Source organism: Marinomonas mediterranea MMB-1 (assembly GCF_000192865.1).
GTDB lineage: Bacteria > Pseudomonadota > Gammaproteobacteria > Pseudomonadales > Marinomonadaceae > Marinomonas > Marinomonas mediterranea.
This window is the reverse complement of sequence record NC_015276.1, coordinates 2,849,224-2,862,704: the sequence shown is the minus strand read 5'-3', so window position 1 is coordinate 2,862,704 and position 13,481 is coordinate 2,849,224. Positions and strand designations below refer to the sequence as shown.

Here is a 13,481-nt window from a genome sequence, read left to right as displayed (position 1 = left end):
AGTTATTGGTCTTTAGAGGCGGTTAAGGTGAAAGAAACAGAATCTGCAAAGCGAAGAGCGTGTGGCTTGTCTATTTCGACGGATGCTTTTTTGACTTGATTAGGTTCGAGGCAAATGTCCAGAACATCAGCAGCCAACTTTTCCAGTAGTAAAAAACGGTTTGCTTCGACATGCGCGATGATTTTCTTGCAAATGGTTTTGTAATTAACTGCGTTATCGACATCGTCCGTTGAGCAGGCGTTGGTAGCTGGGTATTCAATAGAGGCGTTTATAATAACATCTTGTTTGTTACTGCGCTCTTCATCATTGAAGCCTATGTAGGTCCTTAATCGAAGATCCTTTATGCATATTTTGGCGTGATGGCTTTGCAATGCTTAACTCCTAAATTTGATAGATCAATAGTTTGTTTGGTGTTTCTGTTGCCACGGGTTTTACGCTGCCGATATTGTCTCGGTTTTAAAATAGTGTGGCAACCGCGTCATGATGGAAATTTGCAGGTATATTCTGGAAGGAGTGCGTTGGCAATGAAAAAACAAAATAGTCGTTTAATAACAATATGGTGAACCGTTGGCGATTTTTTCTCCATTTTATGAGATTTATTTCGTTATTTAGCAAGAAAAATGCAAAGAACGGTGGTAAAGGAATTACCACATGGTAGTCAAAGGAACTAATGATCTCTATAATACTCCGGTTTTTTGGTGAAGTGAGATTGTGTTTTTTAAATGTCATAAAAGACGTTTATTAGAAACTGGGTTGTTGTCCCGGAGGGGAATCTAGTTTGAAGGCACAAACGCTTTGGTGTTCAATTTCATTGTTGGGCAGAACATATGTATAAAATTACAAACGGCCTAAATCTACCGATTAGCGGAGCCCCCAATCAAAAGATTGATAATGCTCCTGCAGCGAAGTCGGTTGCGGTTATCGGCCCTGATTACCATGGTATGAAACCTACTATGCTGATCAAGGAAGGTGACAAGGTCAAAAAGGGACAGGTTATCTTCACAGATAAGAAAACGGAAGGTGTGAAGTACACTGCGCCCGCTTCAGGCGTCGTTTCTACGATTAATCGTGGCGAACGTCGTATGTTACAGTCGGTAGTGATTGATGTAGAAGGCGATGATTCTGTCGAGTTCGCGAAGTATGCGGGCTCAGATTTGAACTCTTTAGATCGAGATCTTGTTGTAACGAATTTAGTTGACTCTGGACTATGGACCGCTTTTCGCACGCGACCATTTTCAAAAGTGCCAGCAGTTGATACTGCGCCTCGCTCTATTTTTGTGACGGCGATTGATACAAATCCTTTAGCTGCCGACCCAGAACTTGTGTTGGCTGACAACGCAGAAGCTTTTGCTGATGGTTTAACGGTTCTTTCTCGTTTGACCGAAGGTAAAGTGTACTTGTGTAAGGCACCTGGAAGTAAAATTCCAACAACCTCTGATGTTACAGTAGAAGAGTTTGGTGGTGTTCACCCAGCAGGGTTAGCCGGTACTCATATCCACTTCTTGGATCCAGTGAGTGATAGCAAAGTCGTTTGGAGTGTTAACTACCAAGACGTTGTTGCGATTGGCAAGCTGTTTGTTCAGGGTGAATTGTATACTGATCGTGTTATTTCACTCGGTGGTCCTCAAGTTAATAATCCTCGTCTACTTCGTACGCGCTTAGGCGCGAATCTAGATCAGATTGTTGCAGGTGAGCTAAAAGAAGGCGAGAACCGTATTATTTCAGGTTCTGTGCTTTCTGGACGTAAGGCGTCTGGACCATATGGTTACGTCGGTCGTTACCACAATCAAGTTTCGGTTATTCGTGAAGGCCGCGAACGTCAAATGATGCACTATTTACGTGCAGGTGTTGAAAAGCACTCTGTTCTAAATGTGTTCTTATCTAAATTGTTAGGTAAAACTAGCTTTGATATGACGTCGACCACAAACGGTAGTGATCGTACGATGTTACCTTTAGGTCACTTTGAAAACTTGATGCCGATGGATATTTTACCAACACAATTGCTGCGTTCTATCGTCGTTAATGACACAGAAGTGGCTCAAAAGCTTGGTGTGTTGGAGTTAGATGAAGAAGATCTTGCTCTGATGACCTATGCGTGTTCTGGTAAATTTGAATACGGCCCAATCCTTAGGGATTGTCTAACTCTGATTGAGAAAGAGGGTTAAGTTATGGGTCTTAGAAAAATTCTTGATAAAATGGAACCTGAGTTCCATAGTGGCGGTAAGTATGAAAACTGGTACGCGCTTTACGAAGCGGTTGATACCATTTTTTACCGCCCGAGCAGTGTAACAAAGACCAATGCACACGTTCGCGATGCGGTTGATATGAAACGCATCATGATTTTGGTTTGGATGTGTACCTTCCCTGCTATGTTCTTTGGAATGTACAACATAGGTTTGCAAGCCAATAGTGCGATGGACGCCATGGGTGTTGATGGTGGTGAATCTTGGCGTCATGCGATCATCGGTGCGTTAACGACGTACGATGTATCAAGTGTGTGGGATAATATGATTTATGGCGCGATGTATTTCTTGCCTGTCTATTTGACCACCTTTGTCGTTGGTGGCTTCTGGGAAGTTTTGTTCGCAGCTGTTCGTAAACACGAAGTGAACGAAGGGTTCTTCGTAACGTCTATTCTGTTCTCTCTATCTCTGCCTGCGACTATTCCTTTGTGGCAAGTTGCTTTGGGTATCACATTTGGTGTGGTGCTTGGCAAAGAAGTCTTTGGTGGAACGGGTAAAAACTTCCTTAACCCTGCGCTTGCTGGCCGTGCGTTCTTGTTCTTCGCTTACCCTGCTTCAATGTCTGGTGATGCTGTTTGGACGGCAGTGGATGGCTTCTCTGGGGCGACTATGCTTAGTCAAGCTGCCGCAGGTGGCGTAGATGCGTTGAGTATTTCTTGGTCTGATGCGTTCTTTGGCTTTGTTCAGGGCTCGATGGGTGAAACGTCAACTCTCGCTATTTTGATTGGTGGTTGTGCCTTATTGATAATGAGGATCGCTAACTGGCGAATTGTCGCAGGCGTTATGCTTGGCATGGTGCTCACGTCTCTATTGTTTAACGCAATAGGCTCTGACACCAATCCGATGTTGGCAACACCTTGGTACTGGCACTTAGTCATGGGTGGCTTTGCGTTTGGTATGATGTATATGGCGACTGACCCTGTTTCGGCTTCGATGACCAACAAAGGTAAGCTTTTCTACGGCGCTTTGATCGGTGTAATGGTTGTTTTGATTCGTGTCGTTAACCCTGCTTACCCAGAGGGCATGATGCTTGCAATTCTATTTGCAAACTTATTTGCGCCATTTATTGATCATTTTATTGTTCAGGCAAATATTAAGCGGAGGATTGCTCGCAATGGCTAGTGGAAACGATAGCATTAAAAAAACCATTACGGTTGCGCTTTCTCTGTGTTTTGTTTGTTCTATCTTTGTTGCAGCAGCAGCAGTTGGCTTGAAGCCAATTCAAGAGAGCAATAAAGACCTTGACCGTAAAACAAACATTTTGTCTGCAGCAAACATGTTAGATCCTAACCGTTCTGTTTCAGAGGTTTTCTCAACGATTGAAAAACGTTTGGTAAATCTAGAAACAGGAAGTTTTGCAACTCAGGCTGAGTTGGATGCAGCGGGTATTGATCTAGACACTTATGTTCAAAGAGATGCGTCTCGTAACCCTGCTTTGTCTATCGCGTTAAGCGGAGAAAATGATCCTGCAGCGATCAAGCGCCGAGTTAAATTCGCAACGGTTTATTTGGTTAAATCGGGCGATACAATCGATCGTATCATTCTTCCTGTTCACGGTTATGGTCTATGGTCTACTCTTTACGGTTTTATGGCCTTAGAGAAAGACTTTAGTACTGTGATTGGTCTTGGTTTCTACGAGCACGCAGAAACCCCTGGACTGGGTGGCGAGATTGATAATCCAAACTGGAAAGCGTTGTGGAAAGGTAAAGAAGTTTACGATGCTCAAGGTAAGGCTGTAATCGGTCTGGCTAAAGGTGCGGTTGATAGCTCTGATCCAGAAGCTTCTCATAAGGTTGATGGCTTGTCCGGTGCAACGTTGACAAGTCGCGGTGTGACGCACTTGGTTCAATACTGGCTTGGTGATAACGGCTTCGGTCCTTTCCTTGCAAAATTGCGTAAAGAGGGAGTGTAAACATGTCTGATGTGAAAAAGGTTCTTTTTGGCCCTATCTTGTCAAACAACCCGGTTGCACTGCAGATTCTGGGTATTTGTTCGGCGTTGGCTGTAACGAGTAGTTTAAATGTAAGTTTGGTTATGGCGGTCGCATTGACGCTAGTAACAGCATTTTCTAACTTGTTTATAGCGACTATCCGTAGCCATATTCCAAACAGTATTCGTATCATTGTACAAATGATCATTATTGCGTCTTTGGTAATTGTGGTTGATCAGGTGCTTAAAGCATTCGCGTACGAGATCAGTAAGCAATTGTCTGTGTTCGTCGGTCTGATCATTACAAACTGTATCGTAATGGGTCGTGCTGAAGCCTATGCAATGAAAAATGGCCCAGCAATGAGCTTTTTGGATGGTATCGGTAACGGCTTAGGCTACAGTGCGATGTTGATCATCGTTGCTTTCTTCCGTGAGCTGTTTGGTGCCGGAAAACTGTTCGGTATCGAGGTGTTTGCTACGGTGCAAAATGGCGGATGGTATCAACCGAACGGTCTGATGCTTCTTCCTCCAAGTGCCTTCTTCGTAATCGGTTTGGTTATCTGGGCGCTTCGCGCGTACAAGACTGAGCAGGTTGAAGAACCAGAATTCAAGATTGCTGCTAATTCACGAGTTCAGGAGGCGCACTAATGGAACACTTTATCAGTCTTTTTATTAAAGCCATTTTTGTTGAAAACATGGCGCTGGCTTTTTTCTTGGGTATGTGTACTTTCCTTGCCCTTTCTAAGAAAGTAGAGACAGCGATTGGCTTGGGTATTGCGGTTGTAGTGGTATTGGCCATTACGGTTCCGCTTAATAACTTGCTTTACAAAAACCTTCTGCAAGACGGTGCGCTTGAATGGGCTGGGTTGCCAGATGTTGATCTGAACTTCCTTGGTTTGTTGAGCTATATCGGTGTTATTGCAGCGGTTGTTCAGATACTCGAAATGACGTTAGATAAGTATATGCCAGCGTTGTATAACGCGTTAGGTGTGTTCTTACCTCTAATTACGGTTAACTGTGCCATCATGGGTGCCTCTCTTTTCATGGTTGAGCGTGACTACAACTTCAGTGAGAGTCTCGTTTACGGTGTCGGTGCTGGCGTTGGTTGGGCATTGGCTATTGCCGCGTTGGCCGGTATCCGTGAGAAGCTTAAGTACTCTGATGTTCCAGCAGGCTTACGTGGTTTGGGTATTACCTTTATCACTGTTGGTTTGATGAGTTTGGGCTTTATGTCATTTTCTGGTGTGCAGCTTTAATGCTGCATGCTTTAGGACAACCAAGAAGAAGGTTTTACTAACATGGTCAACTTAGAAATCATTCTGGGTGTGGTGATGTTTACCGCTATCGTGCTTGCGTTGGTTGCCATTATTTTGGCTGCTCGCGCTCGCTTGGTTAGCACCGGTGACGTTACAATACGCATCAATGGCGAAAAGGAAGTGACAGCGCCTGCTGGCGGTAAGTTGCTTCAAACATTAGCAAACAGCGGTATCTTTCTATCATCTGCATGTGGTGGTGGCGGTACGTGTGCGCAATGTAAATGTAAAGTGATGAATGGTGGTGGCTCAATGCTATCTACTGAACAATCTCACTTTACTCGCCGTGAAGAAAAAGAAGGCTTCCGCCTTTCGTGTCAGGTTGCTGTAAAGCAAGACATGGATGTGGAAGTACCTGAAGAGGTATTTGGAGTTAAAGCTTGGGAATGTACGGTGGAGGCAAATGACAACGTTGCAACCTTCATCAAGGAGCTAACGCTTCGTCTTCCTGAGGGCGAAAATGTAGATTTCAGAGCAGGTGGTTACGTTCAGTTAGAAGCCCCTGCGCATACTGTAAACTACAAAGATTTCGTTATTGATGACGAGTACCGCGAGGATTGGGATAAGTTCAATCTTTGGAAATTCGTTTCTAAAGTGGATGAGCCGATTATTCGCGCTTACTCAATGGCAAACTATCCTGAAGAAAAGGGTATTGTTAAATTCAATATCCGTATTGCATCGCCGCCTCCAGGCAAAGATAACGTACCTCCAGGTCAAATGTCTTCATACGTATTTAGTTTAACGCCTGGCGATAAAATTAAAGTGTATGGTCCATTTGGTGAGTTTTTTGCGAAAGATACTGACGCTGAAATGGTGTTCATTGGTGGTGGTGCTGGTATGGCACCGATGCGTTCGCACATCTTTGATCAGCTTAAGCGTTTGAAGTCGTCTCGTAAGATGTCTTTCTGGTATGGCGCGCGTAGTCTTCGTGAAGCATTCTATACGGAAGAGTATGACATGCTTCAAGGCGAAAATGAGAACTTCAAGTGGCATTTAGCACTGTCTGATCCATTGCCAGAAGATAACTGGGAAGGGTACACTGGATTTATTCATAATGTGCTTTATGAAAACTATCTGAAAGATCACCCAGCGCCTGAAGATTGTGAGTTCTACATGTGTGGGCCTCCAATGATGAATGCGTCTGTTATTAAGATGCTAGAAGATCTCGGAGTCGAGAACGAAAACATCTTGTTAGATGACTTTGGTGGCTAGTCACCAGCCCTAAGGCCCACCCATTCTGGTGGGCTTTTGTTTTAATAGTGTTTGCGAAGAATATATGAGAAACAAAGCACTTCTAGCTGGTCTGGCTATTGTAGCCGTCGCTGTTCTTTATCGTTTATTTTCATTTACTCCTGAGTTGGTCGGGTTCTCCGGTCCCACGATGGGGACAACCTACACGGTTAAGTTTATTACTCATAAAAACGCTCCTGATGAAGCGATGATTAAAGACTCTGTTGATCAGGTGTTGGTTAAGGTTAATAAGTTGATGTCAACTTATGATCCCAGTTCAGAGTTGTCTTTATTTAATCGTTCTGCTGCAGGTCAGTCTTATGAGGCCTCTGATGATATTGCCTATGTTGTCAATGCCGCGCTCAAGATAAGTGAGCTAACCGACGGTGCTTATGATGTTACTGTGGGGCCGCTTGTTAATTTGTGGGGGTTCGGTCCTGGTAAGCACGAAGATAGGGTGCCGACACAGGAAGAGATTGAAAGTGCTAAGTCTAAAGTTGGTTATCACTACTTGAGTTTAGATGGCAATCAGTTGAAAAAGACAAAAGATGTCTATGTTGACTTGTCTTCTATTGCAAAGGGTTATGGTGTCGATCAGGTTGCACTTACTCTGGAGCAATATGGAATCAATAATTACCTTGTAGAAGTGGGTGGTGAGATTCGAACTAAAGGGATGAAGCTAGACGATGCTCATTGGGAGATCGGGGTAGAGAGCCCTGCGGGTGGACACAGTATTGCTCAGAAAGTGATTCAGGCGGATAACCTTTCGATCGCAACTTCGGGCGACTATCGTAACTATTTTGAAAAAAATGGTGTGCGATATTCACATACAATAGATCCAAAAACAGGAAAACCCATTACCCATAGACTAGTCTCTGTTACTATTATCTCAGATAGTGTGATGTTAGCGGATGGTTTGGCGACAGCGATCAATGTCTTGGGGCCTGTAAAGGGCTTGGAGTTTGCTGAGCGAAATGATATTGCCGCGTATATGCTGGTAAAAGAAGATTTCGGTTTTAAAGAAGAATATTCAAAAGCGTTTAAGCCTTATCTAAATTAAAAGCGTTATCGATGATTCGTCGGTATCGGTGTTAACACAGAAAGTGTTGGCATCCGATTGATTTGGGTTTGGGTAATACGACGTTGGAGGTTTTATGTTAACCATCATTTTGGCGTTTGTTTTAATGTTGTTGCTTGTAGCAGCAATGGCTGTCGGTGTACTTATGGGGCGTAAGCCTATTTCCGGCTCTTGTGGCGGTATGAGTGCACTTGGTATGGAAGTCGCTTGTGATATTTGCGGTGGCGATAAAGGAAAATGTGAAAAGGAAACGAAAAAGGCACGCGCCTCTGCTAATTCAGAAGATCAATTTTATGACGCTTCTAAGTAAAGATTAATTTAAGGGGAAACTATGACCACGAGACATTACGATGTCGTTGTATTAGGAACAGGGCCTGCCGGAGAAGGCGCTGCAATGAACGCAGCCAAAGCTGGTAAGCGTGTTGCAGTGGTGGAAGCGAGTCCTAAAGTGGGGGGGAGCTGTACTCATTTGGGTACAATTCCGTCTAAAGCGCTTAGGCATGCAGTTAAAGAGATTATTGCGTTTAATACGAATCCGATGTTTCGGGATATTGGTGAACCTCGTTGGTTTTCGTTTCCTAAAGTATTAAATCGCGCAAATAAGGTGATTGATAAGCAGGTTATGGGGCGGACTGAATATTACGCTCGTAACCGAATTGATATCTTTTTTGGGCGTGGCCGCTTCAAGGATGCAAATACAATTGAAGTAAACACCTATGAGCGTGGTCCTGAATTACTAGTGGCTGAGAAAGTGGTTATCGCTACTGGGTCTCGTCCATACCGCCCAGAGAATATTGACTTTGATCATCCTCGAATTTATTGCTCGGATACTATTTTAAGTTTAAGCCATACTCCACGATCTTTGATTATTTATGGTGCTGGTGTCATCGGCTCTGAGTATGCGTCAATCTTTTGTGGATTGGGTGTAAGGGTTGAGTTAATTAATCCAGGTAAAAAGTTACTAAGCTTTTTGGATGATGAAATAACCGACGCATTGAGTTACCACTTGCGTGATAGTGGAGTGTTGATTCGCCACAATGAGACATATGACTCTGTGGAGACAACAGAGCGTGGTGTTGTAATGCACATGACATCTGGTAAAAAGTTGCGTGCAGATGCGCTACTGTTCTGTAATGGTCGATCTGGTAATACCAAAGATTTGGGGTTAGATGCTATTGGTCTAGAAGCAAATGCTAGAGGTCAGTTAGCGGTTAATGATACGTATCAAACACAAGTTGATAACGTATATGCGGCAGGTGATGTAATCGGTTGGCCGAGTCTAGCAAGTGCGGCATACGATCAAGGCCGCGCAGTTGCCGCGAATATGTTTGGTATAGAGGGTGGTCACTTCATTAGCGAGGTGCCAACTGGTATTTATACTATTCCTGAAATCAGCTCAGTGGGTAAAACTGAAGCTGAACTGACTAGCGAAAAGGTGCCTTACGAAGTAGGTCGTGCGTTCTTTAAGAACACGGCACGTGCTCAAATAACGGATGAAGCGGTAGGGATGTTGAAAATCTTATTCCATCGTGAATCGTTAGAAATTTTAGGTATTCACTGTTTTGGTGACCAAGCGTCAGAGATCGTCCACATTGGACAGGCGATCATGAAGCAGCCAGGTGAGCAGAATACGTTAAAGTATTTCTTGAACACGACGTTTAACTACCCAACGATGGCGGAAGCCTATCGTGTTGCGGCTCTGAACGGTTTTAACCGAGTGTTTTAAGCTGTTTTGGTTACGTTATATTAAAAAGCCGCAAAAGAATGTCTTTTGCGGCTTTTTTTGTTTGTTTGTTCCGTCCTGAAATAGGTTTACACCTAGGAGACCTATTATGGGGACATCAAGTAATACCAAGCGCAAGCGTACTCAACGTGACTATACAATGGGCTTTAAACTACAGATAGTGATGGCCGTCGAAAAAGGCGACATGACTTACAAGCAAGCTCAAAAGATCTATGGAATCCAAGGCCGATCAACAGTGCTGACTTGGCTTCGAAAACACGGCAAAATGGATTGGTCTACCAAAGTGAGGCGACCCATGTCTAAATCCCCGAAAGCAAAAGAAACACCCGCTCAAACAATCAAAAGACTAGAGCGAGAGTTGGAAGATGAGCAACTGAAAAATCGTTTACTCAATACGGTGGTTGATATTCTGGACGCTGAGCACGGGATGAGCCTTAGAAAAAAGTATATAGCCAAGGAGCGAGACGCCTTCAAGCTGAAGAAAAAATCAGTTTAAGTCGTTCTTGCCAGCTTCTTGGCACTGTCTCGTCCTAAAATACGTTGACGATTTTAGGACGAGACAGTTTGCTCTGTTATGTCGGCGTAGTAAGCAAGACTCTGTTAGGTGCCTTTAACGGCGTAGATGCCTTTAAGGTTTCGAAAGTAGCCTTTGTAGTCCATGCCGTAGCCAAATAAGAATCTGTCTTCTACTTCTGCACCAATGTATTCTGGCGTCATTTCTACTTTTCTGTCATGCAGTTTATTGACGGTTGTTGCACTGGATACGCTCTTGGCGCCATTGGCTTTGAACCATTCCACGATTGCTTTCAGTGTGTGTCCTTGATCAAAAATGTCGTCCATTACAAGAACATGACGGCCTTTGAAATCAATTTGAGGGTAGCTGTGCCACTTCAGTTCGATTTGTCCTTCAAGCTCCATCCCATAACGCGTTGCATGAACATAATCTAGCTCAAGTGGAAACTCTAATTTTTCCAGCAAAGCGGCCGTAGGGATTAGCCCTCCGTTCATCACGCACATAACAATCGGGAGTTTATCGCCAAGATCTTTTGTGATTTGAGTGGCGAGTGTATCGATGGCGTTGTCTAGCTCTTCAGAGCTGAGCAAGCAGTCGGCTTCCTCTAGAATGTTGTTTAGTTCTTGAATCTTTTGAGTGGTCATATTTAATTGGTCATAAATAACAAGATGATTGATTTTAACTCATTGAATTAATTATTGCGATTGGCGGTATTCGTGCAGTGTTGCATTTAAGCAAATAGTCGCTAACACAATCACCCAGCTTGCTTGCAGCCACACTAAAAAAATTGGCAAAGCCGCAAATGCACCGTAAATGACTTGGTAGTTTGCGAAGAACTGAGCGAAATTGGCGAAGAGGGTGTTAAGGAGTATTAAGGAAAAGGCTCCGATGGCTGAGCAAATTAGTGAGAGTTTTATAGAGGAGTTTGTATTTGGGGCTAAATAGTTCAGCAATAACAGCATGAAGGTATAAATTAGAAATTTACCAATATCAAAGAGTTTGTCTATGAATTGGCTGAGCTCTATACCTGCTAGTTGATAAGAAATTAAAGTGCCATAAAGGCTGAGCGATGCTGCTAAGAGGATTGGGCCAAGCGTTAATATTGCCCAATATGTAAGCAGTTTATCTTTGATTGAGCGTTTATCGTGAATCCCCCAGATTGACTGAACACTGTTTTCAAAACTATTTAGTAATAATAGGGCGGTGAGAAGCAGTGTCGCAAAGCCAGCAAGAGAAAGGTTCTTAGCTTGATCTGAAAAACTCAGTAAATAGGTTATGACTTCGTTGCTGCTGCCTGGAGCAAGGTTTGATTCAATAAAGCCAATGAGAGTGGATTCTAGTGAGCTTAGTGCGGGCGTTAGGCTTAAAATACCAAATATGATGGTAATGATTGGAACTGCGGCTAAGAGCGAAGCGAGTGTGAGTTGGGCGGCTTTTTGAGAGGTGGCGCTGTTGTTGAATCGTTTCACGCTCTCTTTCATGATGTTAATTAAGTGTGACCTAATGTCTAATGCGTGCATATTGAATTGTTTTCCGCCGAGTTTTCTGGATTTTAACGTTAAAATGTGCAAATAAAACTAACAATGCACATTGATAGTGCAAAGTGCAATATTGTGGCGCACTGGGCTTGCGTTACTTCAATGTCGAGGATACTATATAACCGTTCCTTTTGTGATATTTGTACCGCTGAATAGTCAAGATCTTTTCTTGACCCGTTTACGGTTCCTTGGTGACAAAATGTCATATTTTTAGCCCAGTTTATTAAAACTGGGCTTTTTTATATCTTTCTGTTGACGGGACACAATCGATCTCTATAATAGCCCACCACGAAAAACGTAATGAGTTTTGCGCCTGTAGCTCAGTTGGATAGAGCATCCGCCTTCTAAGCGGACGGTCAGGGGTTCGAATCCCTTCAGGCGCGCCATTTCAGCCCATTGCTTAAATGTAATCAAATTTTGGTCTTGTTGATTGTTTTGCTTACTAAGATTTCATCTATTGCCTACGTCAACAAGTGAAGCAAGCTCCCAAGAGGAAGTTTTATGCAAGTTTCAGTAGAGACAACGTCTCCTATCGAACGCGTACTTACAATCAGCGTTCCTGCTGCCCGTATTGAAGAAAAAGTTAGTGCTGAAGTCGCTAAAACAGCTAAGACCGTTCGTCTTGACGGTTTTCGTAAAGGTAAAGTACCTGTTAGCGTAGTGAAAAAACGCTACGGTCAAGGTATTCGCCTAGAAGCTGTTGAGCAAATTATGCGTGATGCCTACATTGAGGCGGTTCAAGCAGAGTCTATTCAACCAGCAGGCATGCCTTCAATCGAACCAAAAAATATTGAAGAAGGCGCTGATCTGGAATTTACAGCGAAAGTTGAGGTTTACCCAACTATCGAATTAGCTGATGCTTCTAAGCTTGAAGCTAAGCGTGTTAATTCTGAAGTAACAGATGCTGACGTTGATACGATGCTAGAGACTCTACGTAAACAAAACGCAGAGTGGACTGTTGTTGAGCGTGAAGCGAAAGACGGCGATCAAGTTACTATGGATTTTGAAGGTTTCATCGGTGATGAAGCATTTGAAGGTGGTAAAGCAGACGACCATAAATTGGTTTTAGGCTCTAACACAATGATCCCTGGTTTCGAAGCAGGCGTAGAAGGTATTAAGGCTGGCGAAGAGCGCACTATCGAAGTGACTTTCCCAGAAGACTACCAAGCTGAAAACCTTAAGGGTCAAGCAGCTACGTTCAAAGTGACTGCAAAAGAAGTTGCAGAGCAAATTTTACCAGAGTTGAACGACGAGTTCGCTGAGAAATTTGGTTTGGGCGATGAGCCAACGCTAGATGCATTGCGCGCTGAAGTACGCAAAAACATGGATCGCGAGCTAAGTCAGGCGATTAAAGCTAAACTAAAGAACAGCCTGTTTGATAGCCTATTAGCTAACAACGAGCTAGACGTACCTTCTTCTTTGGTTGACCAAGAAGTAGACGGCCTACGTGAGCAAGCTGCTCGCCAATTTGGTGGTCAAGGTTTTGATGCTTCTCAGCTACCAGCGGAGTTGTTTCAAGATGAAGCAACAAAGCGTGCTAAACTGGGACTATTAATCTCAGAAGTTATCAAGCAAAATGAACTAAGTGTAGATGATGATCGTGTTAAGGCTTTCTTAGAAGATATGGCGCAAGCTTATCAAGAGCCTCAACAGGTTGTAGAGTTCTACCTAAACAACAAAGAGCAGTTGGCACAGGTTCAATCTGCTGTACTTGAAGAGCAAGTTGTTGATAAACTTCTAGAAAGCGCTCAAGTGGTAGAATCCACTTTGGGTTATGAAGACGCTATTAAGCCAGAAGCGCCAGCTGCAGAAGCAGAAGAAGGCGAAGAAGCATAAGTTTTAGCTTATAATTCTATACAAGGCCGATATAGCGTATGCTATGTCGGCTTTTT

13 protein-coding genes, 1 tRNA gene and 1 pseudogene are annotated in these 13,481 nt (G+C 43.5%); 12 read left to right on the top strand and 3 right to left on the bottom strand.

Translation table 11 applies throughout. The features are described 5' to 3' along the window. Positions 1 to 2 precede the first annotated feature (2 nt). Entirely contained in the window at positions 3 to 371 is a 369-nt protein-coding gene (gene folX, locus MARME_RS13035) for a dihydroneopterin triphosphate 2'-epimerase (protein WP_013661726.1), read from the bottom strand. 456 nt (positions 372 to 827) lie between these two features. Between folX and MARME_RS13030 the strand changes: the two genes are divergently transcribed. The 10 genes and pseudogenes from MARME_RS13030 to MARME_RS12985 all read left to right on the top strand — a co-directional run. Beyond that, complete coding sequence (locus tag MARME_RS13030; protein ID WP_013661725.1) at positions 828 to 2,165, top strand: Na(+)-translocating NADH-quinone reductase subunit A; 1,338 nt, start codon at positions 828 to 830, stop codon at positions 2,163 to 2,165. Positions 2,166 to 2,168: 3 nt separating this feature from the next. Continuing rightward, a complete protein-coding gene (locus MARME_RS13025; RefSeq protein ID WP_013661724.1) occupies positions 2,169 to 3,365 on the top strand; it encodes an NADH:ubiquinone reductase (Na(+)-transporting) subunit B in 1,197 nt (398 codons plus the stop codon). Next, the gene (locus tag MARME_RS13020) at positions 3,358 to 4,155 is read left to right on the top strand and encodes a Na(+)-translocating NADH-quinone reductase subunit C (RefSeq protein ID WP_013661723.1); all 798 of its coding nucleotides are present in this window, start codon (positions 3,358 to 3,360) and stop codon (positions 4,153 to 4,155) included. The genes MARME_RS13025 and MARME_RS13020 overlap by 8 nt, the downstream gene beginning before the upstream one ends. Positions 4,156 to 4,157: 2 nt before the next feature. Further along, on the top strand, positions 4,158 to 4,820 hold the full coding sequence (locus tag MARME_RS13015; RefSeq protein ID WP_013661722.1) for an NADH:ubiquinone reductase (Na(+)-transporting) subunit D: 663 nt from the start codon (positions 4,158 to 4,160) through the stop codon (positions 4,818 to 4,820). Then, positions 4,820 to 5,428: an NADH:ubiquinone reductase (Na(+)-transporting) subunit E gene (nqrE, locus tag MARME_RS13010; protein WP_013661721.1), complete on the top strand. Its 609-nt coding sequence runs from the start codon at positions 4,820 to 4,822 to the stop codon at positions 5,426 to 5,428. The genes MARME_RS13015 and nqrE overlap by 1 nt, the downstream gene beginning before the upstream one ends. Before the next feature lie 42 nt (positions 5,429 to 5,470). Continuing rightward, positions 5,471 to 6,697 (top strand): NADH:ubiquinone reductase (Na(+)-transporting) subunit F, encoded by a 1,227-nt coding sequence (nqrF, locus tag MARME_RS13005; protein WP_013661720.1) that lies wholly within the window; start codon positions 5,471 to 5,473, stop codon positions 6,695 to 6,697. A 64-nt stretch (positions 6,698 to 6,761) separates the two neighbouring features. Next, positions 6,762 to 7,775 (top strand): FAD:protein FMN transferase, encoded by a 1,014-nt coding sequence (locus tag MARME_RS13000; protein WP_013661719.1) that lies wholly within the window; start codon positions 6,762 to 6,764, stop codon positions 7,773 to 7,775. 94 nt (positions 7,776 to 7,869) lie between these two features. Next, on the top strand, positions 7,870 to 8,103 hold the full coding sequence (gene nqrM, locus MARME_RS12995; protein WP_013661718.1) for a (Na+)-NQR maturation NqrM: 234 nt from the start codon (positions 7,870 to 7,872) through the stop codon (positions 8,101 to 8,103). Between the two features lie 21 nt (positions 8,104 to 8,124). Further along, positions 8,125 to 9,519 (top strand): Si-specific NAD(P)(+) transhydrogenase, encoded by a 1,395-nt coding sequence (gene sthA / locus MARME_RS12990; protein ID WP_013661717.1) that lies wholly within the window; start codon positions 8,125 to 8,127, stop codon positions 9,517 to 9,519. Positions 9,520 to 9,625: 106 nt separating this feature from the next. Further along, positions 9,626 to 10,056 (top strand): annotated as a pseudogene (locus tag MARME_RS12985) (helix-turn-helix domain-containing protein); the annotation flags it as partial. Positions 10,057 to 10,137: 81 nt separating this feature from the next. Here the strand turns inward: MARME_RS12985 and MARME_RS12980 are convergent. Both MARME_RS12980 and MARME_RS12975 read right to left on the bottom strand, forming a co-directional pair. Then, complete coding sequence (locus MARME_RS12980) at positions 10,138 to 10,695, bottom strand: hypoxanthine-guanine phosphoribosyltransferase (protein WP_013661716.1); 558 nt, start codon at positions 10,693 to 10,695, stop codon at positions 10,138 to 10,140. Positions 10,696 to 10,746: 51 nt separating this feature from the next. Further along, positions 10,747 to 11,520, bottom strand: a complete 774-nt coding sequence (locus tag MARME_RS12975) for a YihY family inner membrane protein (protein WP_263053288.1) — start codon at positions 11,518 to 11,520, stop codon at positions 10,747 to 10,749. A gap of 378 nt (positions 11,521 to 11,898) precedes the next feature. On the opposite strand from MARME_RS12975, the gene MARME_RS12970 reads away from it, so the two are divergent. Next, positions 11,899 to 11,975 (top strand) — tRNA-Arg (locus tag MARME_RS12970). A 115-nt stretch (positions 11,976 to 12,090) separates the two neighbouring features. Next, complete coding sequence (gene tig, locus MARME_RS12965; RefSeq protein ID WP_013661714.1) at positions 12,091 to 13,425, top strand: trigger factor; 1,335 nt, start codon at positions 12,091 to 12,093, stop codon at positions 13,423 to 13,425. The last annotated feature ends 56 nt before the right edge of the window (positions 13,426 to 13,481 follow it).

What these genes read in the sequence shown, in the direction of transcription:
- MARME_RS13000 (WP_013661719.1), top strand. Translation starts at nt 6,762, where the DNA reads ATGAGAAACAAAGCACTTCTAGCTGGTCTGGCTATTGTAGCCGTCGCT.
- nqrM (WP_013661718.1), top strand. Translation starts at nt 7,870, where the DNA reads ATGTTAACCATCATTTTGGCGTTTGTTTTAATGTTGTTGCTTGTAGCA.
- nqrF (WP_013661720.1), top strand. Translation starts at nt 5,471, where the DNA reads ATGGTCAACTTAGAAATCATTCTGGGTGTGGTGATGTTTACCGCTATC.
- MARME_RS13015 (WP_013661722.1), top strand. Translation starts at nt 4,158, where the DNA reads ATGTCTGATGTGAAAAAGGTTCTTTTTGGCCCTATCTTGTCAAACAAC.
- MARME_RS13025 (WP_013661724.1), top strand. Translation starts at nt 2,169, where the DNA reads ATGGGTCTTAGAAAAATTCTTGATAAAATGGAACCTGAGTTCCATAGT.
- tig (WP_013661714.1), top strand. Translation starts at nt 12,091, where the DNA reads ATGCAAGTTTCAGTAGAGACAACGTCTCCTATCGAACGCGTACTTACA.
- nqrE (WP_013661721.1), top strand. Translation starts at nt 4,820, where the DNA reads ATGGAACACTTTATCAGTCTTTTTATTAAAGCCATTTTTGTTGAAAAC.
- MARME_RS12980 (WP_013661716.1), bottom strand. Translation starts at nt 10,695, where the DNA reads ATGACCACTCAAAAGATTCAAGAACTAAACAACATTCTAGAGGAAGCC.
- MARME_RS13020 (WP_013661723.1), top strand. Translation starts at nt 3,358, where the DNA reads ATGGCTAGTGGAAACGATAGCATTAAAAAAACCATTACGGTTGCGCTT.
- sthA (WP_013661717.1), top strand. Translation starts at nt 8,125, where the DNA reads ATGACCACGAGACATTACGATGTCGTTGTATTAGGAACAGGGCCTGCC.
- MARME_RS13030 (WP_013661725.1), top strand. Translation starts at nt 828, where the DNA reads ATGTATAAAATTACAAACGGCCTAAATCTACCGATTAGCGGAGCCCCC.